Below are 20603 nucleotides of genomic sequence, written 5' to 3' on the forward strand. Positions count from 1 at the left end.
AGGTCAAACCCTGCGCTGCAGCTGAGAGACTTCCAAGATCACGGAATCATCCTCTACAACGCTTGCATGTTGTACCAGATCGAAGTTCCAGCGGCCATGCGCTTTGTCGACTTCAGCCGCGTAATCCCGGCCTTTGTGCAGATAGGCCTTGACGGCAGGATTGGACAGCATCCAACCGGACGCGTAATCGAGCAGAAGCGGCAGTTCGGCAAGCGCACGGGCCGAAATCCGGTCGCATCGGGGTACGGTTTGCACGGCAGCTTCAATTCGCACCGGGTGAACAGAGGCACGACCGCCCGTTTCCGCAATGGCAGTTCTCAGGAAAGAAGCCTTTTTCTGGTTGCTCTCGATGAGATGGACCCAGCCTTCTCCGAGCTCCGCCAGGAAAATCGCCGTAATGATGCCTGGGAACCCACCGCCGGAACCGAGATCCACCCACACAGCCGGCTCAGGGGAGAGCTGGAAGATCTGGGCGCTGTCGGCAATGTGGCGCTTCCAGAAATCAACCTTTGTCGAGGGAGCGACGAGATTGATAGTCCGTGCCCACTTCTGGAAGAGCGCTTCGAAGCGCTCCAAGCGGTCGACTGTTTCACGTGAAACACGTTTGGCGTTCAGTTGCATCAAGAGACTCGCACCTCGCGAAGCGGCTCTGCCTTCTTCACCAGCACCAGGATCAGTGCCAGCGCTGCCGGCGTCATACCGTCAACCTTGGATGCCTGGGCGATGTTGCGCGGCGCTGCACGCCTCAGTTTCAACTTCAATTCGTTCGAAAGGCCGGAAATCTGATCGAAGTCGAACGTATCCGGAATCTGCCGATCTTCGTCTCGCCGGACCGATTGGATATCGGCCTGCTGGCGCGCCATATAGACCGCATAGCCGGCTTCGATTTCCAGAGCCTCGGCAACCGGCTTAGTGAGTTGCTTAAGTTCCGGCCAGACTTGCCGGACCGATGACATGTCAATGTCAGGATAGGACAGAAGATCATAGGCACTGCGCCGCTGACCGTCCTGATTGAGATGCAGGCCGTGCGCCTCCGCTTCCTTGGGCGTCAAGGTCAAGCTCTGCAGCATGTTCCGGCCGTTCGCTATGTGCGATTCAAACTCTTCGAATTTTTCCGCACGCGCTTTTCCTGCAAGGCCGAGCTTGATCGCAATGGGTGTCAGGCGAAGATCCGCATTGTCGGCACGAAGCGAAAGACGATACTCGGCACGGGAGGTGAACATGCGATAAGGTTCAGTGACCCCGCGGCTCGTCAGGTCATCAATCAACACGCCGATGTAGGAGTCCGTTCGGCTAAACGTGACAGCTTGTTCGCCGCCCGCCAACCGGGCAGCATTCAACCCGGCGACCAGACCTTGCGCGCCTGCTTCCTCGTAGCCCGTCGTGCCGTTGATCTGGCCCGCCAGAAACAGACCACCCATCCGTTTCAACTGCAGATCCACTTCCAGTTCGCGCGGATCGACGTGATCATATTCGATGGCATAGCCCGGCTGGCGGATTTCGACCTGCTCAAGCCCGGGGATTGTGCGGATGAAAGCTTCCTGAATATCGGCGGGCAGGGAGGTCGAAATGCCATTCGGATAGACTGTGTCGTCATCGAGTCCTTCCGGCTCCAGGAAAATCTGATGCCCGTCCCGTTCCCCGAACCGAACGATCTTGTCCTCGATCGAGGGACAGTAGCGGGGACCAACGCCGGTAATCTGCCCGGAATACATGGCCGACTTTTTAATGTTGTCGGCGATGATCTTATGCGTTGCATCGGTTGTTCGCGTCACACCACAGGCAATCTGCCGGTTGGTGATCGTCTGCGTCATGAAGGAAAAGGGAACCGGCTCCTCATCCGCTTCCTGGCTGCCGATGGCACTCCAGTCGATGGTCGCGCCATTGAGACGCGCCGGCGTTCCGGTCTTCAGACGGCCGAGCGACAGACCGAGGGCGCCAAGCGTGGCAGACAGCCCGGTGGACGGCGCTTCTCCCACGCGACCGGCAGGAATGGTTTGGTCGCCGATGTGGATCATGCCGCGCAAAAACGTGCCGGTCGTCAAGACGACGGCGCGGCAGGGCAGGCGGGTCCCGTCCTTCATCACGACGCCGGTGACACATCCCTCGGTATGCTCCAGGTCGAAAGCATCACCTTCGATGACAGTGAGATTGGTGTGCCCGAAAATTTCTCGCTGCATGGCTTCACGATAAAGCCTGCGGTCCGCCTGGGTCCGGGGCCCACGGACAGCCGGACCCTTCTTGCGATTGAGCAGGCGAAATTGGATACCGGCGGCATCCGCAACGCGCCCCATCAATCCATCCAGCGCATCTATCTCGCGAACGAGATGTCCTTTTCCCAAACCACCGATCGCCGGATTGCAGGACATGACGCCGATCGTGTCGCGGCGATGGGTCACCAGCGCGGTTTGCGCACCGAGGCGCGCCGACGCCGACGCCGCTTCGCAGCCGGCATGCCCGCCACCAATTACAATTACATCAAAGCCGTTCATGTCGACGCCCGCTGTCCCGCAGTGTTTCACGTGAGTCATTTACCAATGCAGAATTCGGAAAAAATCACATCCAGGAGATCTTCCACATCGACCCGACCGGTGATGCGACCCAGTTCTTCTGCTGCCAGTCTCAGGCTTTCCGCCCGAAGGTCGAGTTCCGCCCCTGATAGCGCTTCTGCCATGAAATGGGAAGCGCGTTGAAGATGGGCAAGGTGTCGGAGTCTTCCGGCCCCGCTGGCGGAGACGGCGGCCCAGTTGTCGCGAACACGCGCCAGAATAGCCTGTCGCAGGTCGTCGAGACCTTCCCCTGTTTTCGTCGAAATCAGGAGATCGAAAGATCTGTCGGCACTGGCGCCTTTGTCTTTCTTTGTCCCAACATGAAGAATGGGGATGTCACTGGCAAGATCGAGGGATTGTTGCGCCTGCGAATCGATTTCCGTGAGGTGGAGAACAAGATCAGCTTCGGCTATCGCCTGTCGTGCTCTTCGTACGCCCTCACGTTCGATGATGTCAGTGGTCTCCCGCAAACCCGCGGTGTCATAGAAGCGCACCAGAAAGCCATCCAGATCGAGATCGACATGCAAAATATCGCGCGTCGTTCCGGCAATATCGGTGACGATCGCCACGTCGCGCTTCGAGATCGCGTTGAGGAAGCTCGATTTCCCGGCATTGGGCGGTCCGGCTATCACGACTTTGAACCCGTCGCGTACAGCACCCGCCTTTTCGGTCGCCAAGATCTGACCTGAGACCTGGCGTTGGATTGCCTCGACCTGCCGCCAGACCTGATCTGACACCGAACCCGGAATATCGTCCTCATCGGCGAAATCAAGTTCCGCCTCGATGAGCGCACGGCAACGGGTCAGCCTTTCCGCCCATTCTCCATACTGGCGTGATAGGCCGCCTGCGCTCTGCTCAATGGCCAGTCGCCGCTGCATTTCAGTTTCTGCCGAGATGAGGTCTCCCAACCCTTCCACTTCGACAAGATCCATCTTGCCATTGTTGAAGGCGCGCTGCGTGAACTCTCCCGCCTCCGCCGGGCGAAGTCCAAGCGCCAGAAGCTCGCTCTGCAGAGCCGCCACCACGGCCCGGCCGCCATGCAGCTGGAATTCCAGGCAATCTTCCCCGGTAAAGGACGCAGGTCCAGGAAAGCTCAGCACCAATCCCTTGTCGATCAGCTCACCGTTCCGGCGACGAATCGATCGCAGAGCCATGGCGCGGCCTGGAGGGAAGGATGTCAAGGTGCGCCCCGCGGTGAAGGCATCAGGACCACTTAAACGAACAACGGCGACACCGGATGGTGTCGCCCCGCTCGAAAGTGCAAAAATCGTGTCTGACTGATTCAGGGACATAAGCCCTCTTCTACCGCCGATCGCTCTTAACAGCCGGATATCGAATCCGACTATCGATCAGGTGTTCATGGAATCGAAGAAGTCGCCGTTGCTCTTGGTCTGCTTTAGCTTGTCGATGAGGAATTCGATCGCATCCGTTGTGCCCATCGGGGCGAGGATGCGACGCAGAACGAAAATCTTCTGCAGGTCCTGGCGCGGCACAAGCAGGTCTTCCTTGCGGGTGCCGGACTTCAGGATGTCCATCGACGGGAAGATACGCTTGTCGGCGACCTTACGGTCGAGCACGATTTCGGAGTTGCCGGTGCCCTTGAACTCTTCGAAGATGACTTCGTCCATGCGGCTGCCGGTGTCGATGAGGGCGGTCGCGATGATCGTCAGCGAGCCGCCTTCCTCGATATTGCGCGCTGCACCGAAGAAGCGCTTGGGGCGCTGCAGGGCGTTCGCATCCACACCACCGGTCAGCACCTTGCCGGAAGACGGAACCACGGTGTTGTAGGCGCGGCCAAGACGGGTGATGGAATCGAGCAGGATGACGACGTCACGGCCGTGCTCGACCAGACGCTTCGCCTTCTCGATGACCATTTCAGCGACTTGAACGTGGCGCACGGCCGGTTCGTCGAACGTCGAGGAAACGACCTCACCGCGCACCGAGCGCTGCATGTCCGTCACTTCTTCGGGCCGCTCGTCGATGAGGAGAACAATCAGATAGCACTCCGGATGATTGGCCGTGATGGAGTGGGCGATGTTTTGCAGAAGAACCGTTTTACCTGTGCGCGGCGGTGCGACGATCAGACCGCGCTGACCCTTGCCGAGCGGCGCCACCAGATCGATGACGCGGGCCGAAAGATCCTTCGAGGTTGGAACTTCCAGCTCCATCTTGAAGCGCTCGTTCGGATAAAGCGGCGTCAGGTTATCGAAGTGAACCTTGTGACGGATCTTTTCCGGATCATCGAAATTAATCGTGTTGACCTTCAGAAGTGCGAAATAGCGTTCGCCTTCCTTCGGCCCCCGGATCGGGCCTTCAACCGTATCGCCGGTCTTCAGAGAGAACCGGCGGATCTGGGAAGGCGAGATGTAGATGTCGTCAGGACCCGGCAGATAGTTGGCATTGGCCGAACGCAGGAAGCCGAACCCGTCCTGCAGCAGCTCGACGACGCCTTCTCCGATGATTTCCACATCCTGGCTGGCCAAGACCTTGAGAATCGCGAACATCAACTCCTGCTTGCGCATCGTGCTCGCGTTTTCGACCTCCAGCGATTCAGCGAAGGTCAACAAGTCGGTCGGGGACTTGCTCTTGAGTTCTTGAAGCTTCATTTCAGCCATGAAGAGGGACCGCTTTGACTAATTTTGAGGGAATTGGCGTGTCTGTGAAATTCGCTACCGCAGGAAAACCGCGGACGACAGGAGAATGCACACGAGCCACGAAAGATGAGTGGCGGGAAAATAGCGGCTTCAACAGTGAGCCGCAAGGGGGGCTTGCGGAATTCTTCGCGCTCAGAACGGTTTGACGATCACGAGAATGACAATCAGCATCATCAGCACGGTCGGGATTTCATTCATCAGACGCCAGTAACGCGCTGTCTTGCGCGGCCCGTCGACAGCAAACTGTCGAACGGCGCGGCTCTGATGGATATGGGCGAGCGTCAAGGCGATGACGAGCGCAATCTTGGCGTGAAGCCATCCGCCCTGAAATTGAAACACGTCCCAGGCGAGGTAGAGACCGAGCGTCCAGCTGATCATCATCGCCGGGTTCATGATAACCTTCAGCAGACGCTTCTCCATCACCTTGAAGGTTTCCGACTGCTGCGAACCCGGTTCAGCATCGGTGTGATAGATGAAAAGCCGCGGCATATAAAACAGACCGGCCATCCAGGCGATGACCGCAATCACATGAAATGCCTTCACCCAGAGGTAAAGGTTCTCCGGCTGCAGGGTGACGAGCCCTCCCAAAATTCCGACAAAGACGATGAGCGCTATGGCGGCCCGCAACGCTGCCCGGCGCCCAGGCCGCGCATCCACCTGTTTCTCAGGCGCCATGCGCAATCCCCCGCACGCGGTTGACGAGCTGCGTCACGTGATCGGGGTTCGCCTCCGGCGTAATGCCGTGCCCGAGATTGAACACCAGTGGCCCCTGACCGAGAACCTGAAGGATTGCGTCTATCCCGTCATCAAGTGCGAGGCCGCCTGCAACAACCCGCATGGGATCGAGATTGCCCTGGACAGGCCCATCCTTCTGCAGGTCGGCGGCAAAGCTCAGCGGCACCGACCAGTCGAGCCCGATCATGTCGGCCCCCGTCTTCTGCCGGTAGTGGCGCAGGTTCATGCCGGCGCCCTTGGCAAAAGCAATGATCTTTGCCTGCGGCCTGCGTTCCTTGACGCTGCGAATGATCCGCGCCACCGGCTTGATGGCATATTCCTCGAACTCCGTTTCCCCGAGCACGCCCGCCCAGGAATCGAAGATCTGAACGGCATCGGCACCCGCATCGATCTGGGCGACGAGATAATCGGCAGACAGATCGGCAAGCACCGCCAGCAGATGCGCAAAGGCCTTTGGATGGCGATAGCCGAAGAGGCGGGCCGGAGCCTGATCGGACGTGCCGTGGCCGGCAATCATATAGGTGGCAACCGTCCAGGGCGCACCGCAAAAGCCAAGCAGCGTGGTTTCATCCGGCAGGCGCGCGCGGATCTGCTCGACAGCCTGCATCACGGGCTTGAGGTGCGGAAGAACCTTTTCCGGAGAAAGCGAAAAAATTCCTTCCTCGTCGATCGGCTCCATCCTGGGGCCCGAGCCTTCAATGAAGTGAACGTTCCGGTCCAGTCCATCAGGGATCACGAGAATATCGGAGAACAGGATGGCCGCATCAAATCCGTAGCGCCGGATCGGCTGGAGCGTGACTTCGGTTGCCAGATCCGGAGAATAACAGAGCTGCAGGAAGCTCCCGGCCTGTTTCCGGGTTTCGCGATATTCCGGCAGGTATCGACCTGCCTGTCTCATCAGCCAGATCGGTGGGGGCGTGACGGTCGATCCTTGCAGGACCTCCAGAACCTTGCGGCGTGGTGAAGGCAAACCGTGTTCTCCCTAAAACAAAGAAAATGAGAATCCTGGATTCTTCTGATTCTTAGAGTCGGTGACTATCAAGGATCATTTATTTTGCACAGTCGGCACGCGATCGGTGCGACAATGACACCCAGGCTGGAAAGAGATATAGGCATAGATCGCCGGATGTGGACAGTGGCGATTCACGCTCTGGAATCAATTCGTTGCGACGCCGCCGAATTGAAGCATGCCTGTGGACAGTCTGTGAGAAAGGAGATGCGTCTTGGCAGTTATCCCCAGTTCCCACATAGCTTGGACAGTCCGCCGCACAGAACCCTTCGTTGTGGATAAAGTGACACTTGTTCCGCCCGCTCCAGGCGGCTGCTCCAGGCATCGTGGTTTATCCCAGGTTATGAACAGAGGGTGAAGTTTACCGTGGAGAACCGCAAAAGCTTCTTTCATCTGCACCTCATTTCTGACTCAACGGGAGAGACCCTCATTTCGGCAGGGCGTGCAGCGTCCGCGCAATTCCAGGGATGGCTCGCCATCGAGCATGTCTATCCGCTGATCCGAAACCGCCGCCAATTGTCGCCGGTGCTGGAAGCGATTGACGGAAAACCCGGCATTGTTCTCTATACGATCGTCGACCAGGATCTGGCTGACCATGTTGCTCAACGCTGCCGTGACCTCGGCGTTCCATCGGTAAATGTGCTGGAACCGGTGCTTGCGACGTTCCAGACCTATCTGGGTGCCATGTCGCGCCGTCGGGTCGGTGCGCAGCATGCGCTCAACGCCGACTATTTCAAACGGATCGACGCGCTGAACTTTGCCATGGACCATGATGATGGACAGATGGCGGAGAATTACGACGAGGCGGATGTGGTGATCATCGGCATCAGCCGGACATCCAAGACGCCGACATCGATCTATCTCGCCAATCGCGGCATCAAATGCGCCAATATCCCGATCGTGCCAGGCGTGCCGCTTCCGGAAAGCCTGCTGAAGTCCAGCCGCCCGCTGATCGTCGGACTGGTGGCGACGACGGACCGTATTTCTCAGGTCCGAGAGAATCGCGAGCTTGGTGCCGTCACCGGTTTTGACCGCGGCCATTATACGGACCGGGCAAACATCCATGAGGAGCTGAAGTATGCGCGCAGCCTCTGTGCCCGCCATCAATGGCCGGTCATCGACGTGACACGGCGTTCCATCGAAGAAACGGCCGCTGCCATCGTTGCCCTGCGTCCGAAGCTGCGGTAATCCGCACTCTGATGTTCAAAGCCCGGAATGAACCCGTGACCCCACCGCTTGTTCTTGCGTCCTCCAGCCCGTTTCGCCGCATGCTGATGAAAAACGCCGGTCTGGTCTTTGGCGCTCAGGCGGCAGATATCGATGAACGTGCAATTGAAGCAGGTCTTCACGAGGCGGGAGCGGGCCCCGAGCAGGTGGCCCAGGTCCTCGCCCGGGAAAAGGCGCTTGCCGTGAGTCGCCATTGGCCCGGTGCCTTTGTTATCGGGTCGGACCAGACGATGTCGCTCGGCGACCGGCTCTATCACAAGCCGGTACATCTTGCCGAAGCTCGTGAATCGCTTCTGTCGCTCTCGGGAAAGACCCATCAGTTGAACAGCGGGTTCGCGATCGTTCGAGATGGCGTGTCGCTGTTTGAAGATGTGGTCATGGCAAGACTGACAGCCCGGCCGTTCGGCGACAGCTTTATAGACGGCTACCTTTCCCGCATCGGCGACAAGGCTTTGACCAGCGTCGGCGCCTATCAGCTGGAAGGGGAGGGCATTCAGCTATTTTCGCATATCGATGGCGATTACTTTACCATTCTGGGGCTTCCCATGCTGCCCCTCCTGCAAGCATTGCGTGACCTTGGAGTGATTAATGGCTGATTCACGTGAAACGTTAGCCGCCTTCGTCGTCGGCAGCCCCATCCGCCATTCACGCTCGCCGCTCATCCATGGCCACTGGTTGCGCCAATTCGAGCTGGAGGGAAGCTACAGGGCGCTCGAGGTTCTGCCGACGGATTTTGAGCCTTTCATCGCATCCCTCAAAGCCGATCGCCGCTACCGCGGCGGCAATGTCACCATTCCCCATAAGGAGCGTGCCTTCGAACTGGCGGACCAGCCGGATGCGCTTGCCGAGGAACTGGGCGCAGCCAACACGCTCTGGCTCGAAGATGGCCTGCTGAAGGCAACCAATACCGATGGCTATGGTTTTACGGCCAATCTCGACCAGTACCATCCCGGTTGGGACAAGGCGCATTGCGCTGTCATTCTGGGGGCAGGGGGCGCAAGCCGGGCGGTCATCCAGGCAGTGCGTGATCGTGGTATCGGCGAGATTCACGTGGTCAACCGCACCCAGTCGCGGGCCAAGGCGCTGGCTGACCGGTTTGGCGAGCGCGTCCATGCCCATCCCATGGAAGCGCTTGCCGAGCTCATGGCGGACGCCCGGCTTTTTATCAATACCACGTCGCTTGGCATGGATGGCGAGGCAGCGCCAGAAATCGATTTTTCGCCGATGCGCTTCGATGCGGTCGTGACCGACATCGTTTACGTGCCGCTCGAAACGCCAATACTCGCCATGGCAAAGGCACAAGGTTTTGCAACAGTGGATGGTCTCGGCATGCTTCTCCACCAGGCGGTTCCCGGTTTTGAAAAATGGTTCGGCCGGCGCCCGGTGGTGGATGACGCCTTGCGCGCCCTTGTGGTCAGAGACATGGAGGCCCATGGATGATCAGGATCGGCCTCACCGGATCGATCGGCATGGGAAAGTCGACCACGGCAGCTCTGTTTGCCGCCGAAGGCATTCCGGTCAACGATGCCGATCAGGTGGTGCATGATCTGTATCGGGGCGAGGCCGTCACACCCATCGAGGCAGCCTTTCCAAGTGTAACGAGAGACGGTGCCATCGACCGCGCTGCCCTGTCGCGGGTGCTTGCCGCAGAGCCGCATCGGTTCAAGGAACTGGAAGCCATCGTGCATCCGCTGGTTCGGGCACGGGAGGCCGCCTTCCTGGAGAAGCATCGCGCCAGCGGCCGTGACCTGGTGGTTCTCGATATTCCGCTTCTGTTTGAAAGCGGCGCGGCCGACCGAGTGGATGTGATCGTGGTCGTCTCGTGCGATCCACAGATCCAGAGGCAAAGGGTGCTTGCACGACCGGGGATGAGTGAGGAAAAGTTCAACCTCATCCTGTCGCGGCAATTGCCCGATGCGGACAAGCGGGCACGGGCAGACTTCATCATCGATACCGGCCACGGCATCGAAATGGCGACAGGCCGGGTGCGCGAGATCATCGCCGCGGTGCGGGCTGGCATTGAAACGGGATAATGGAGCGGAAAAGATGCGTGAAATCATCTTCGATACGGAAACGACCGGCCTTGATAACAAGATCGACCGCATCATCGAAATTGGCGGCATCGAACTTCTGAACCATTTTCCGACGGGCCGGACCTTTCACATCTATATCAATCCGGGCGACCGCAAGGTGCATCCGGACGCGCTTGCCGTCCATGGCATCACCGACGACTTCCTGAAGGACAAGCCGAATTTTGCCGCGGTCGTCGATCAGATCCGCGAGTTTTTCGACGGCGCCAAGTGGGTGGCGCACAATGCGAATTTCGACATGGGCTTCATCAACGCCGAATTCGACCGGCTGGGCCTGCCGCCCGTTCCGTCCGACCAGGTGATCGACACGCTGTCCATGGCGCGGCGCAAGAACCCGATGGGGCCGAATTCGCTTGATGCGCTGTGCCGGCGCTACGGGATCGACAATTCGCACCGCACGAAACACGGCGCGCTTCTCGACTCCGAGCTTCTGGCGGAAGTCTATATCGAGATGATCGGTGGTCGCCAGGCTGCACTGGGGTTGGCGAGCAACACGCAGACGCGCACCGTCATTGAAGAGGATGTGGTGGAACTCACTACGCTCCAGCGGCCCCGGCCGCTCGCATCCCGGCTTGGCGAGGATGAAATCAAGGCGCATGAGGCGCTTGTGAAATCGTTTGGCGAAAAGGCCATCTGGGCCCGTTACCAGGAACGCCCCCAATAAGTGCCACAAAAAAAGCCCGGGCGAACCGGGCTTTTTCGATAGGCAATTGGGCAAGGCCGATCAGCTGTTCAGCGGCTGAACCTTCGAGCGGACCTGTTCTTCCGCAACGCGCTGCGCAAACATCTGGCCAAAATCAATCGGGTCGATCATCAGCGGCGGGAAACCGCCATTGCGGGTCACGTCGGAAATGATCTGACGGGCAAAGGGGAAGAGCAGGCGCGGGCACTCGATGAAGAGAACCGGCAGCATGTGCTCCTGCGGGAAGCCGGTGATGCGGAAAACGCCGCCGTAAACGAGTTCGGCAGCAAAGACCACCTTGTCGCCATCCTTGGCTTCGGCATTCAACGTCAGCACGACATCGAAATCGGTTTCCGACAGCGGATTGGCATTGACGTTGACATTGATGTTGATCGCCGGAGCCTTGTCACGGGCCTGCAGCGAATGCGGTGCGCCCGGGTTCTCGAAGGAAAGATCCTTGGTGTACTGCGCAAGAATAGTCAGGGAAGGGGACTGCGTTTCGTTTTCGTTTGCCATTGGCTGTTCCTCGGCTTCGATCTTTTGCGCCGTCTATCACTTAGACTTCGCCCTTACAACCCTTTGGCAGGGGCCGGCATGCCTGTCATGCCCCTTCCGGGGCCACGTTTAGCCTCTGTCGTCGGGCTTGCGATCCAGCCCGTTGGACCAGTGGGAGGAGGGGTTCGACTTGCGATGGTAATCCTCGGATCCAAGATCCAGCGTGCGGTCGCTTGATGGGCGATTGCGCGGACGATCGCCGAACGGATCAGCAGGTCCCGCCGAGGCTGAATAGCCCGTCCTGACCACCACCTTCTGGCCGATCAGGCCCCAAAGAAGCGTGCGCACTGGCGGGATGAACAGCAAGAGGCCGAAAATGTCGGTGAGGAAGCCGGGGAGGATCAAAAGAATGGCCGCAAAGACAATCAGCGCGCCATGGATGATCGCTTCTGCCGGCACGCGGCCCTCGCGTCCTTCCGTCTGGATCTGGCGCAGCACACCCAACCCCTGCACGCGCAACAACGTAGCGCCGACCAGGCCGGACAGGATGACCAGGCCAAGCGTCGGCCAGACGCCAAGCCAGCGTCCGACCATGACGAAGCCGGCGATTTCTGCGAGCGGAAGGCCGAGGAGAAGAAGCGGAAACAGGAAGAGGCGCATGAGATCCTTGGAGCACGGTGACAGGGCGCGAACGGGAAGACAGGGTCCCGCTCTTTGAATGAGCGTCATATCAGACTATATGAGGTGGAACCTCTTCAATTCCAACGATACTGCGGGTGAAAATGGGCGCGAACGATTTCATAACTCTGTTTTTTCTCGTGGCAGCGGTGCTGATCTTCCTGCAATTGCGCAGTGTGCTCGGCCGCCGCACCGGTCACGAGAAGCCGCCTGCAGATCCGTTCAGCCCCCGCGATACGGCCCGTGCGCCGGCTGCCGATGACGGCAAGGTGGTGACACTGCCCCGTCGGGAGGCCGTGGATGATGAGCAGCGCTGGAGCGAAATCGATGCTGTGGCAAAACCGGGCACGCCCTTGAACGATGGCCTGCGGGATCTGGTGAAGGCCGATCCGAGCTTTCGTCCGAAGGAATTTCTGGCCGGCGCCCGCATGGCCTATGAAATGATCGTGATGGCATTTGCCGATGGCGATCGCAAAACTTTGAACGGCCTCCTCTCCAAGGAGGTCTTCGAAGGGTTTGATGCGGCCATCCGCGAACGTGAGGCGCGCGGCGAGGTGGTGAAGTCGACCTTCGTCGGCATCGACAAGGCCGACATCACTCATGCCTCGGTAAAAGATCACGACGAGCAGATCACGCTGCGGATCGTCAGCCAGCTGATTTCGGCAACCTATGACAAGGCCGGATCGCTGATCGACGGAGATGCGGAAACCGTGGCGGAAGTGACCGATATCTGGACCTTCGCCCGTGACCTTCGCTCGCGTGACCCGAACTGGAAGCTGGTAGCGACCGAATCCGAGCAATGACCTCTTCCCAACCCTTTTCCCTCAAGCGCCTGGCATTCTCCGATTTGAGGGGGTGGGAGATCGATGATCCCCGCCCCCTCTTTTCAGTCATGCGCCAGTGTCTTGCGCATCTGGAACGCGGCAAGCCATATCGAACGGGATCGCTCGGGTTGAGCGCCAGCGAACTGCGTCCGCTTCTTCTGGCGGCTGGTCAGGCTGAGATCACGGATGCAGCCTCTGCCCGTGCTTTCTTCGAGACCCATTGCATCCCCTTCCGCATCGAGCAGACCGAGGCAAAACCGGGTTTCGTCACTGCCTTCTACGAACCGGAAGTCGAAGTGTCGGAAAGTGAGGAATCCGGCTATCCATTCCCGTTCTATCGCCGGCCGGCCGATCTCGTCGATCTCGATGACAGCAACCGTCCGGCGGATATGCCGTTCTCCTACGCCTTTGGCCGCGAGAGGTCCGGTGTGATCGATCCTTATCCGGACCGACGGGATATCGATCAGGGATATCTGAAGGGCAGGGGATTGGAAATCGCCTGGGCCCGATCCAAGGTCGATGTGTTCTTCACGCATGTGCAGGGGGCAGCCCGGCTGCGTTATCCGGACGGCAGCCTCCGGCGGATCACCTATGACGGCAAGGCCGGACATCCGTTTTCACCCATCGGCAAGCTGCTGATCGATCGCGGCGAGATCCGTCCGGCCGATATTTCCATGCAGTCGATCCGCAAATGGTTGGCGCAGAATCCGGCTAAGGTGGATGAGGTTCTTTGGCATAACCGGTCCTATATCTTCTTTCGGGAGGCGGAGGTAGACGATCCGGCGCTTGGGCCGATTGCCGCTGCAAAAGTGCCGCTCGTGCCGGGACGATCACTTGCGGTGGACCGGCTGATCCACACGTTCGGCTTTCCCTTTTTCATCACCTCGGACACGTTGACCCATCTGGACAGCGGACGACCTTTTGCGCGGTTGATGCTGGCGCTCGACACGGGCTCGGCCATTGTCGGACCGGCCCGCGGCGACATCTTTACCGGGTCGGGCGACGCGGCCGGCGAGATGGCCGGGACCGTTCGCAACAGCGCCGATTTCCATATCCTCATCCCGAGGCAAGCGGCGGATCGGTACGGCGGATGAGGGGTGGACGCAAGCTGAGCGCCGAGGAGCGCATTCTCTGGGGCACCGTCGCCAAGACGACGAAGCCGCTGTCGGGGCGGATGGAAGAGCTTTTGTCCTTCGAGGCGGAGATCGCTCCGCCGGAGCCGGAACCGAAAAAGGGCAAGGCGCCATCCCATGTGGCGGGCACGCCCGGTGAGCCGGTGGATGCCGCGCCGAAGAAGCAGCAGCCAAAGGGCCTGCATCATCCTCTCGAAAAACCGGTGAAGCGCAAGATCGCGCGGGGGCGGCTTCAGCTCGAGGCACGGATCGACCTTCACGACATGTTCCAGAGTGAGGCTCATGGCATGCTGCTCGACTTTCTGATGCGAGCCCATGAACGGGGTTTGCGTCATGTGCTGGTGATTACCGGCAAGGGAAGCTCATATGGCAGCGAAGGCGCCTTGAAGCGGGCCGTGCCGATGTGGTTTTCAAAGCCCGAGTTCCGCTTTCTGATTTCCTCCTATGAACCGGCAGCCCGTCAGCATGGCGGCGAGGGGGCGCTCTATGTCCGGCTGAGCCGCCGCGGGAGCGAGTAGTGACGCCATTCGGGGAAGCGCTGCGGGCGCTGCGCCTGCGCAAGGGGGTGAGCCAGCAGCAGATGGCGGCGGCACTGCGTGTGTCTCCGGCCTATCTGTCGGCGCTGGAGCATGGACGGCGTGGCCGCCCGAGCTTTGATTTCCTTCAGCGCGTTGCCGGCTATTTCAACATTATCTGGGATGAGGCGGAAGAACTGTTCATGCTGGCAGAGACGTCCGACCCGCGCGTTGTGGTCGATACGGCCGGCCTTCCGCCAAAATATACGGCCCTTGCCAATCTTCTGGCGCGCCGCATTAGCACTTTGGAACCGGACGTGATAGACGACTTGACGGAGCTGCTAGAAAAAGCCTCAAATCGGGGCTAACGGCGCATGTCATCCCCTGTTTTTGCAGGCCGAAGCTTTGGAAACGGGGCCGGAACTTCTTATAGTCCGTGTCAAGGACAACGGTGATTCGACGCCTCACCGTCCGCAGCCAAGAAACTAGAAAGTTGATTGATGAGCGATACACCCGTCAGCGATAGCGCGAGTGCAGAATACGGAGCCGATTCGATCAAGGTCCTCAAGGGGCTTGATGCGGTTCGTAAACGTCCCGGCATGTATATCGGGGATACGGACGATGGCTCCGGTCTTCATCATATGGTCTACGAAGTCGTCGACAACGCAATCGACGAAGCGCTGGCCGGCCATGCCGATATCGTCACCGTCACGCTGAACGCCGATGGCTCGGTTACTGTCACGGATAACGGACGCGGTATCCCGACGGATATCCATACCGGCGAAGGTGTCTCTGCCGCTGAAGTCATCATGACGCAGCTGCATGCGGGCGGGAAATTTGACCAGAACTCGTACAAGGTCTCCGGTGGTCTGCACGGGGTGGGCGTTTCCGTGGTCAACGCGCTCTCCGTCAAGCTCAGCCTGAAAATCCGCCGCAGCGGCCGGGTTCATGAAATGAGCTTCACCCACGGCGTGCCCGATGGACCGCTTGAGATCATCGGCGAATACGAGGGGCGTTCCGGCACGGAAGTGACCTTCCTGCCGAGCCCGGAGACGTTCACCAAGATCGAATTCGACTATGGCACGCTGGAGCATCGCCTGCGCGAGCTGGCCTTCCTGAATTCCGGCGTGCGCATTCTTTTGACCGACAAGCGCAAGTCCGACATTCGCCAGGAAGAAATGCTCTACGATGGCGGCCTCGAAGCCTTTGTGCGCTATCTCGACCGCTCCAAGAAGCCGCTGGTCAACACGCCGGTGGCGATCAAAGGCGAGAAGGACGGCATCACCGTCGAAGTCGCCATGTGGTGGAACGACAGCTACCATGAAAACGTGCTGTGCTTTACCAACAACATTCCCCAGCGCGATGGCGGTACGCATATGGCCGGTTTCCGCGGCGCGCTGACGCGCCAGGTCACCTCCTATGCCGACACGTCCGGCATCACCAAGAAGGAGAAGGTGACGCTGCAGGGCGAAGACTGCCGCGAAGGCCTGACGGCCGTTCTGTCGGTCAAGGTTCCGGACCCAAAATTTTCGTCGCAGACCAAAGACAAGCTGGTGTCTTCGGAAGTGCGCCCGGTCGTTGAAAACCTCGTCAACGAGGCGCTCAGCACCTGGTTTGAGGAACATCCGGCGGAAGCCAAGATTCTTGTCGGCAAGGTAGTCGAGGCCGCTGTTGCCCGCGAAGCGGCCCGCAAGGCCCGCGAACTGACCCGCCGCAAGGGGGCTCTCGATATTGCCTCGCTGCCCGGCAAGCTCGCCGACTGCTCGGAGCGCGATCCGTCCAAATCCGAACTCTTCCTCGTGGAAGGGGATTCCGCTGGCGGCTCTGCCAAGCAGGGACGGTCGCGCGAGAACCAGGCGATCCTGCCGCTGCGCGGAAAGATCCTCAATGTGGAGCGCGCCCGCTTCGACAAGATGCTGTCGAGCCAGGAAATCGGCACGCTCATCACGGCGCTTGGCACCTCCATCGGCAAGGACGAGTTCAACGCCGACAAGCTGCGCTACCACAAGATCATCATCATGACGGATGCTGACGTCGACGGCGCCCATATCCGAACCCTGCTGCTCACTTTCTTCTTCCGCCAGATGCCGGAACTGATCGAGCGCGGCCACCTCTATATCGCCCAGCCGCCGCTCTATAAGGTTACGCGCGGCAAATCCGTGCAGTATCTGAAGGACGAGAAAGCGCTGGAAGATTACCTCATCGGCCAGGGGCTTGAGGATGCGACGCTGACGCTGGGCTCCGGCGAAGTGCGTGCCGCAGCCGATCTGCGCGATGTGATTGCCGATGCGCTGCGCCTGCGCTCGCTGCTCGATGGCCTGCATTCGCGCTATAGCCGCGCTATTGTCGAGCAGGCTGCCATTGCCGGTGCGCTTAATCCGGAACTGACCGGCAATCCCGCCCGCGCCCAGGAAACCGCGAATGAAGTGGCGCGTCGCCTCGACATCATTGCCGAAGAAACCGAACGGGGCTGGTCCGGCCATGTGACAGCCGAGGGCGGTATTCGCTTCGAGCGCATGGTGCGCGGTGTCAAGGAAGCAGCCTTCCTCGACGTGGCACTGATCGGTTCGGCCGATGCCCGCCATATCGACCAGATGACGGCGCGCCTGCACGATATCTACGGCACGCCGCCGGTTCTGTCGCGCAAGGAAGGCAAGTTCGAAATCGCCGGTCCGCGCGCTTTGCTCGATGCCATCTTTGCCGCCGGCCGCAAGGGGCTTTCCATGCAGCGATACAAGGGGCTCGGCGAGATGAATGCCGAGCAGCTCTGGGAAACCACGCTTGATCCGAACGTGCGCTCTCTGTTGCAGGTCAAGGTTCTCGATGCGACCGATGCCGACGGCATGTTCGCCCGCCTGATGGGCGACGAGGTGGAACCACGCCGTGACTTCATCCAGGAGAATGCTCTGAGCGTCGCCAATCTCGATATCTGATCAAAAATTGTTTCACGTGAATCTTTCCTGTGGATTGATTCACGTGAAACATCCTTTGTGAACTCTTGATAAACCGGCGGTAAAGCCGGCTTCCCTGCACGCCGAAAAGACTGTCCGAACAATGATGCGGACCCGCAAGAGCGGTTGTGGGAACCCTTCATCTCTCCCCGCATTGACGGGAAGGCTCGCGATCACCGCGCGAAGCTCTGCTGCTTTTGGCGATATTGCACCGCACATGTATCCTGTTAGTTTACCTCCCCCATGCTAGATCTTGTTTGCGCCTGTTTCGGCGCAGGCACGTACATCGGACAAGAAAGGTGGCGCCTCGCATGTTCTACCAGCTTTATGAGTTGAACCACGCCGCGATGGCGCCCTTCCGCGCCTCGACTGAAGCCATGCGGTTCCTCTACGACAACCCGCTCAATCCTTTTGCCAAGACCACGATGGGCCGTACCTATGCTGCCGGTCTCGAAGTCTTCGAGCGTATGACGCGCCGCTACGGGAAGCCGGAATTCGGCCTGCCCTTCACTACGGTCGATGGCGAGACCGTTGCCGTTACGGAAAAGGTCGTATGGGCAAAGCCGTTCTGCGATCTCCTGCATTTCGAACGCGCACTCCCGAAGGAGCGGCAGGCTGATCCAAAGATCCTCGTCGTTGCGCCGATGTCGGGCCATTATGCCACGCTGCTGCGCGGCACGGTGGAAGCGCTGATGCAGGGGGCTGATGTCTACATCACGGATTGGCAGGATGCGCGCAATGTGCCCGTGACCGAAGGGCTCTTCGATCTGGACGACTACATCGACTACATCATCGAGATGTTGCACCATCTGGGACCGGATACCCATGTCGTGGGCGTGTGCCAGCCCTCAGTGCCGGTGCTTGCTGCGGCTGCGGTGATGGAAGCTGCCGGCGATCCGCTCGCCCCGGCCTCGATGACGCTGATGGGGGGGCCGATCGACACCCGCATCAACCCGACAGCTGTCAACCAGCTCGCCCAGGACCGTCCGCTGAAATGGTTCAAGGACAATGTGATCATGACTGTGCCTTGGCCGCAGGCCGGTTTCATGCGGCCCGTCTATCCGGGCTTCCTGCAGCTCTCGGGCTTCATGTCGATGAACCTTGATCGCCATGTGGTGGCGCACAAGGAATTCTTCCAGCACCTCGTCAAGAACGACGGCGAGTCGGCCGAAAAGCACCGTGACTTCTACGACGAATATCTGGCAGTCATGGATCTGACGGCGGAATTCTATCTGCAGACGGTCGATACCGTCTTCATCAAGCACTCGCTGCCAAAGGGCGAGATGATGCATCGGTCCGTCAAGGTCGATACCGCGGCCATCCGCAACGTCGCTCTGCTCACCATCGAAGGGGAGAATGACGATATTTCCGGCATCGGCCAGACGAAGGCTGCGCAGACCATCTGCCCGAACATTCCAGATAGCCTGCGCGAGCATTACATGCAGCCGGATGTCGGCCATTACGGCGTGTTCAACGGCTCGCGCTTCCGCCGCGAAATCGCACCCCGCATCCTCGCCTTTGCGCGCACCCATTCCAAGACGGCCCGCAAGGCAGCGACCCCGCGTGTCATAAAGGGCGGCAAGAGCGCCTGATCTATCGGTTACATGCCGATTTCCTGAAATAATTTGAGGGCCTTTGCCGATTTGGCGAGGGCCCTTCTTGAAGGTGGTTGCAGTACTTACCAAATCGAAGTCAGACGGGCAGGCATGAGGCCGGTTCGTATGATAATGAGGACATGCATCCATGAACCAGCAAGCATTGATACGTCCCGAATGGACGCCGGCGACCATCGCCCTGATGGTGCTCGGCTTTGTGGTCTTCTGGCCGCTCGGCCTTGCCATGCTCGCCTATATTCTGTTCGGCGAACGCCTTCGCGATTTCAAGCGCGAGGCAAATGCAAGGGCCGATGGCTTCTTCTCCGGCCTGCGCCGGTCGGGCCGCCGGTCGCCCTTTGCGACCAACCCCTATTCGACCGGCAATGTCGCCTTCGACGAATGGCGCAAGGCAGAACTCGACCGCATGGAAGAGGAGCGCCGCCGCATGGACGAAATGCGTGAGGAATTCGATTCCTATCTGCGCGAACTGCGCCGCGCCAAGGATCAGGAAGAGTTCGACCGTTTTATGCGCGAGCGTCGCGGTCGCGGGCAGGATACGCAGTATCCGACCGTCTGACCGGCGCTTGGCGGATGAAACAAAAGGACCGGCATCGCAAGGTGCCGGTTTTCTGTTGCGCCGATGGACCCGCGCTCGCTAGAAAGACCGAATGTTCGCCCTGTTGAAGAAGTCCAGAAAGACACGGCCGCCGGCCAAGAAGACCGAGCGCCTCCTGCAGGTGGGCGAGCGCGAGATGCCGATCACCATTCGTGAACATCATCAGGCAAGCCGTATCACCCTGCGGATCGAGCCGGGTGGACGGGCGCTGCGCCTGACGGTGCCGACGGGGCTTGCCAAGCGGGAGATCGATGCGTTTCTCCTGCGCCATGATGGCTGGCTGAAGGTGAAACTTGCGAAGTTTTCGCATGACTCCGGCCTGCGTCCCGGCGGGACGCTTTTTCTCCGCGGTGTTCCGCATCGTATTGTCCATACGGGGTCGTTGCGAGGTCTCACCGAACGGACGGAGGAAGACGGGGAGGCCGTCATCCGCGTCAGCGGACTGGAGGACCATCTGGGCCGCCGGCTATCGACCTTTCTGAAGAAGGAGGCGCGGGCGGATCTCGAAATCCTGGTGGCGCGCCATGCAGCGCTGGTTGGCAAGCCGGTGAAATCGCTGTCGATGAAGGATACCCGCAGCCGCTGGGGCTCCTGTTCTTGGGATGGAAACTTGAGCTTTTCCTGGCGTATCGTCATGGCACCGCCCCTGATCATCGATTATCTGGCGGCCCATGAAGTGGCGCATCTGAAGGAAATGAACCACGGGCCAAAATTCTGGGCACTGTGCGGCACGCTCTGCCCCAACATGGAGGAAGCCAGGCGCTGGCTGAAGCAGAACGGTTCGCAGCTCCATGCCATCGATTTCAGCTGAGACGACCATGAACCGCAAGACAGCAATTTGGCTCGACTT

21 protein-coding genes are annotated in these 20603 nt (G+C 59.6%); 13 read left to right on the forward strand and 8 right to left on the reverse strand.

The genetic code is table 11. The features are described 5' to 3' along the window. Positions 1 to 3 precede the first annotated feature (3 nt). The 6 genes from rsmG to hemE form a co-directional block, all read right to left on the reverse strand. The gene (gene rsmG / locus ACEXP3_RS20845; protein ID WP_377299135.1) at positions 4 to 621 is read right to left on the reverse strand and encodes a 16S rRNA (guanine(527)-N(7))-methyltransferase RsmG; all 618 of its coding nucleotides are present in this window, start codon (positions 619 to 621) and stop codon (positions 4 to 6) included. Next, entirely contained in the window at positions 621 to 2492 is a 1872-nt protein-coding gene (gene mnmG / locus ACEXP3_RS20850) for a tRNA uridine-5-carboxymethylaminomethyl(34) synthesis enzyme MnmG (RefSeq protein ID WP_377299050.1), read from the reverse strand. Before mnmG ends, rsmG begins: the two co-directional genes overlap by 1 nt. Before the next feature lie 35 nt (positions 2493 to 2527). Next, positions 2528 to 3835 (reverse strand): tRNA uridine-5-carboxymethylaminomethyl(34) synthesis GTPase MnmE, encoded by a 1308-nt coding sequence (mnmE, locus tag ACEXP3_RS20855; protein ID WP_377299136.1) that lies wholly within the window; start codon positions 3833 to 3835, stop codon positions 2528 to 2530. A 63-nt stretch (positions 3836 to 3898) separates the two neighbouring features. After that, entirely contained in the window at positions 3899 to 5164 is a 1266-nt protein-coding gene (rho, locus tag ACEXP3_RS20860; protein ID WP_210106847.1) for a transcription termination factor Rho, read from the reverse strand. Positions 5165 to 5335: 171 nt separating this feature from the next. Next, positions 5336 to 5878: a protoporphyrinogen oxidase HemJ gene (gene hemJ / locus ACEXP3_RS20865; protein WP_377299052.1), complete on the reverse strand. Its 543-nt coding sequence runs from the start codon at positions 5876 to 5878 to the stop codon at positions 5336 to 5338. Continuing rightward, the gene (hemE, locus tag ACEXP3_RS20870) at positions 5868 to 6908 is read right to left on the reverse strand and encodes a uroporphyrinogen decarboxylase (protein WP_377299053.1); all 1041 of its coding nucleotides are present in this window, start codon (positions 6906 to 6908) and stop codon (positions 5868 to 5870) included. The genes hemJ and hemE overlap by 11 nt, the downstream gene beginning before the upstream one ends. Positions 6909 to 7313: 405 nt before the next feature. On the opposite strand from hemE, the gene ACEXP3_RS20875 reads away from it, so the two are divergent. Genes ACEXP3_RS20875 through dnaQ form a run of 5 tightly spaced genes read left to right on the forward strand, consistent with a single transcriptional unit; the run spans position 7314 to position 10928 of the window. Then, positions 7314 to 8135: a pyruvate, water dikinase regulatory protein gene (locus ACEXP3_RS20875; protein ID WP_377299137.1), complete on the forward strand. Its 822-nt coding sequence runs from the start codon at positions 7314 to 7316 to the stop codon at positions 8133 to 8135. A 35-nt stretch (positions 8136 to 8170) separates the two neighbouring features. Then, positions 8171 to 8770, forward strand: a complete 600-nt coding sequence (locus ACEXP3_RS20880) for a Maf-like protein (protein WP_210106908.1) — start codon at positions 8171 to 8173, stop codon at positions 8768 to 8770. Then, complete coding sequence (locus tag ACEXP3_RS20885; RefSeq protein WP_377299055.1) at positions 8763 to 9614, forward strand: shikimate dehydrogenase; 852 nt, start codon at positions 8763 to 8765, stop codon at positions 9612 to 9614. Before ACEXP3_RS20880 ends, ACEXP3_RS20885 begins: the two co-directional genes overlap by 8 nt. Continuing rightward, on the forward strand, positions 9611 to 10207 hold the full coding sequence (gene coaE, locus ACEXP3_RS20890) for a dephospho-CoA kinase (protein WP_377299057.1): 597 nt from the start codon (positions 9611 to 9613) through the stop codon (positions 10205 to 10207). The genes ACEXP3_RS20885 and coaE overlap by 4 nt, the downstream gene beginning before the upstream one ends. A 13-nt stretch (positions 10208 to 10220) precedes the next feature. Continuing rightward, positions 10221 to 10928: a DNA polymerase III subunit epsilon gene (gene dnaQ, locus ACEXP3_RS20895; RefSeq protein WP_210106852.1), complete on the forward strand. Its 708-nt coding sequence runs from the start codon at positions 10221 to 10223 to the stop codon at positions 10926 to 10928. Between the two features lie 60 nt (positions 10929 to 10988). Here dnaQ and secB read toward each other — a convergent pair whose 3' ends face one another. After that, entirely contained in the window at positions 10989 to 11462 is a 474-nt protein-coding gene (secB, locus tag ACEXP3_RS20900; protein ID WP_210106853.1) for a protein-export chaperone SecB, read from the reverse strand. A 108-nt stretch (positions 11463 to 11570) separates the two neighbouring features. Further along, positions 11571 to 12101, reverse strand: a complete 531-nt coding sequence (locus ACEXP3_RS20905; RefSeq protein ID WP_210106854.1) for an FxsA family protein — start codon at positions 12099 to 12101, stop codon at positions 11571 to 11573. A 122-nt stretch (positions 12102 to 12223) separates the two neighbouring features. Here ACEXP3_RS20905 and ACEXP3_RS20910 point away from each other — a divergent pair, with 122 nt between their 5' ends. The 8 genes from ACEXP3_RS20910 (at position 12224) to ACEXP3_RS20945 (ending at position 20564) form a co-directional block, all read left to right on the forward strand. Next, positions 12224 to 12922, forward strand: a complete 699-nt coding sequence (locus tag ACEXP3_RS20910; RefSeq protein WP_210106909.1) for a Tim44/TimA family putative adaptor protein — start codon at positions 12224 to 12226, stop codon at positions 12920 to 12922. Further along, entirely contained in the window at positions 12919 to 14037 is a 1119-nt protein-coding gene (gene mltA, locus ACEXP3_RS20915; RefSeq protein ID WP_377299059.1) for a murein transglycosylase A, read from the forward strand. The genes ACEXP3_RS20910 and mltA overlap by 4 nt, the downstream gene beginning before the upstream one ends. Beyond that, positions 14034 to 14594, forward strand: a complete 561-nt coding sequence (locus ACEXP3_RS20920) for a Smr/MutS family protein (RefSeq protein ID WP_377299061.1) — start codon at positions 14034 to 14036, stop codon at positions 14592 to 14594. The genes mltA and ACEXP3_RS20920 overlap by 4 nt, the downstream gene beginning before the upstream one ends. Next, complete coding sequence (locus tag ACEXP3_RS20925) at positions 14594 to 14959, forward strand: helix-turn-helix domain-containing protein (RefSeq protein WP_210106857.1); 366 nt, start codon at positions 14594 to 14596, stop codon at positions 14957 to 14959. Before ACEXP3_RS20920 ends, ACEXP3_RS20925 begins: the two co-directional genes overlap by 1 nt. A 132-nt stretch (positions 14960 to 15091) precedes the next feature. Then, entirely contained in the window at positions 15092 to 17524 is a 2433-nt protein-coding gene (gene gyrB / locus ACEXP3_RS20930; protein ID WP_210106858.1) for a DNA topoisomerase (ATP-hydrolyzing) subunit B, read from the forward strand. Positions 17525 to 17853: 329 nt separating this feature from the next. Beyond that, positions 17854 to 19134, forward strand: a complete 1281-nt coding sequence (locus ACEXP3_RS20935; RefSeq protein ID WP_377299064.1) for a polyhydroxyalkanoate depolymerase — start codon at positions 17854 to 17856, stop codon at positions 19132 to 19134. Positions 19135 to 19285: 151 nt separating this feature from the next. Beyond that, positions 19286 to 19714 carry a DUF2852 domain-containing protein gene (locus tag ACEXP3_RS20940; RefSeq protein ID WP_210106860.1) on the forward strand — a complete coding sequence of 143 codons (429 nt, stop codon included), beginning with the start codon at positions 19286 to 19288 and terminating at the stop codon, positions 19712 to 19714. 91 nt (positions 19715 to 19805) lie between these two features. Continuing rightward, positions 19806 to 20564, forward strand: a complete 759-nt coding sequence (locus ACEXP3_RS20945; protein WP_377299066.1) for a M48 family metallopeptidase — start codon at positions 19806 to 19808, stop codon at positions 20562 to 20564. Positions 20565 to 20603: the final 39 nt, after the last annotated feature.

This window comes from Neorhizobium fuzhouense, from assembly GCF_042611105.1.
Lineage (GTDB): Bacteria > Pseudomonadota > Alphaproteobacteria > Rhizobiales > Rhizobiaceae > Neorhizobium > Neorhizobium galegae_A.

Coding starts and splice junctions, on each gene's coding strand:
- rsmG (WP_377299135.1), bottom strand. CDS start 621: ATGCAACTGAACGCCAAACGTGTTTCACGTGAAACAGTCGACCGCTTG.
- mnmG (WP_377299050.1), bottom strand. CDS start 2,492: ATGAACGGCTTTGATGTAATTGTAATTGGTGGCGGGCATGCCGGCTGC.
- rho (WP_210106847.1), bottom strand. CDS start 5,164: ATGGCTGAAATGAAGCTTCAAGAACTCAAGAGCAAGTCCCCGACCGAC.
- hemJ (WP_377299052.1), bottom strand. CDS start 5,878: ATGGCGCCTGAGAAACAGGTGGATGCGCGGCCTGGGCGCCGGGCAGCG.
- ACEXP3_RS20885 (WP_377299055.1), top strand. CDS start 8,763: ATGGCTGATTCACGTGAAACGTTAGCCGCCTTCGTCGTCGGCAGCCCC.
- coaE (WP_377299057.1), top strand. CDS start 9,611: ATGATCAGGATCGGCCTCACCGGATCGATCGGCATGGGAAAGTCGACC.
- dnaQ (WP_210106852.1), top strand. CDS start 10,221: ATGCGTGAAATCATCTTCGATACGGAAACGACCGGCCTTGATAACAAG.
- secB (WP_210106853.1), bottom strand. CDS start 11,462: ATGGCAAACGAAAACGAAACGCAGTCCCCTTCCCTGACTATTCTTGCG.
- ACEXP3_RS20905 (WP_210106854.1), bottom strand. CDS start 12,101: ATGCGCCTCTTCCTGTTTCCGCTTCTTCTCCTCGGCCTTCCGCTCGCA.
- ACEXP3_RS20910 (WP_210106909.1), top strand. CDS start 12,224: ATGGGCGCGAACGATTTCATAACTCTGTTTTTTCTCGTGGCAGCGGTG.
- mltA (WP_377299059.1), top strand. CDS start 12,919: ATGACCTCTTCCCAACCCTTTTCCCTCAAGCGCCTGGCATTCTCCGAT.
- ACEXP3_RS20920 (WP_377299061.1), top strand. CDS start 14,034: ATGAGGGGTGGACGCAAGCTGAGCGCCGAGGAGCGCATTCTCTGGGGC.
- gyrB (WP_210106858.1), top strand. CDS start 15,092: ATGAGCGATACACCCGTCAGCGATAGCGCGAGTGCAGAATACGGAGCC.
- ACEXP3_RS20935 (WP_377299064.1), top strand. CDS start 17,854: ATGTTCTACCAGCTTTATGAGTTGAACCACGCCGCGATGGCGCCCTTC.
- ACEXP3_RS20940 (WP_210106860.1), top strand. CDS start 19,286: ATGAACCAGCAAGCATTGATACGTCCCGAATGGACGCCGGCGACCATC.
- ACEXP3_RS20945 (WP_377299066.1), top strand. CDS start 19,806: ATGTTCGCCCTGTTGAAGAAGTCCAGAAAGACACGGCCGCCGGCCAAG.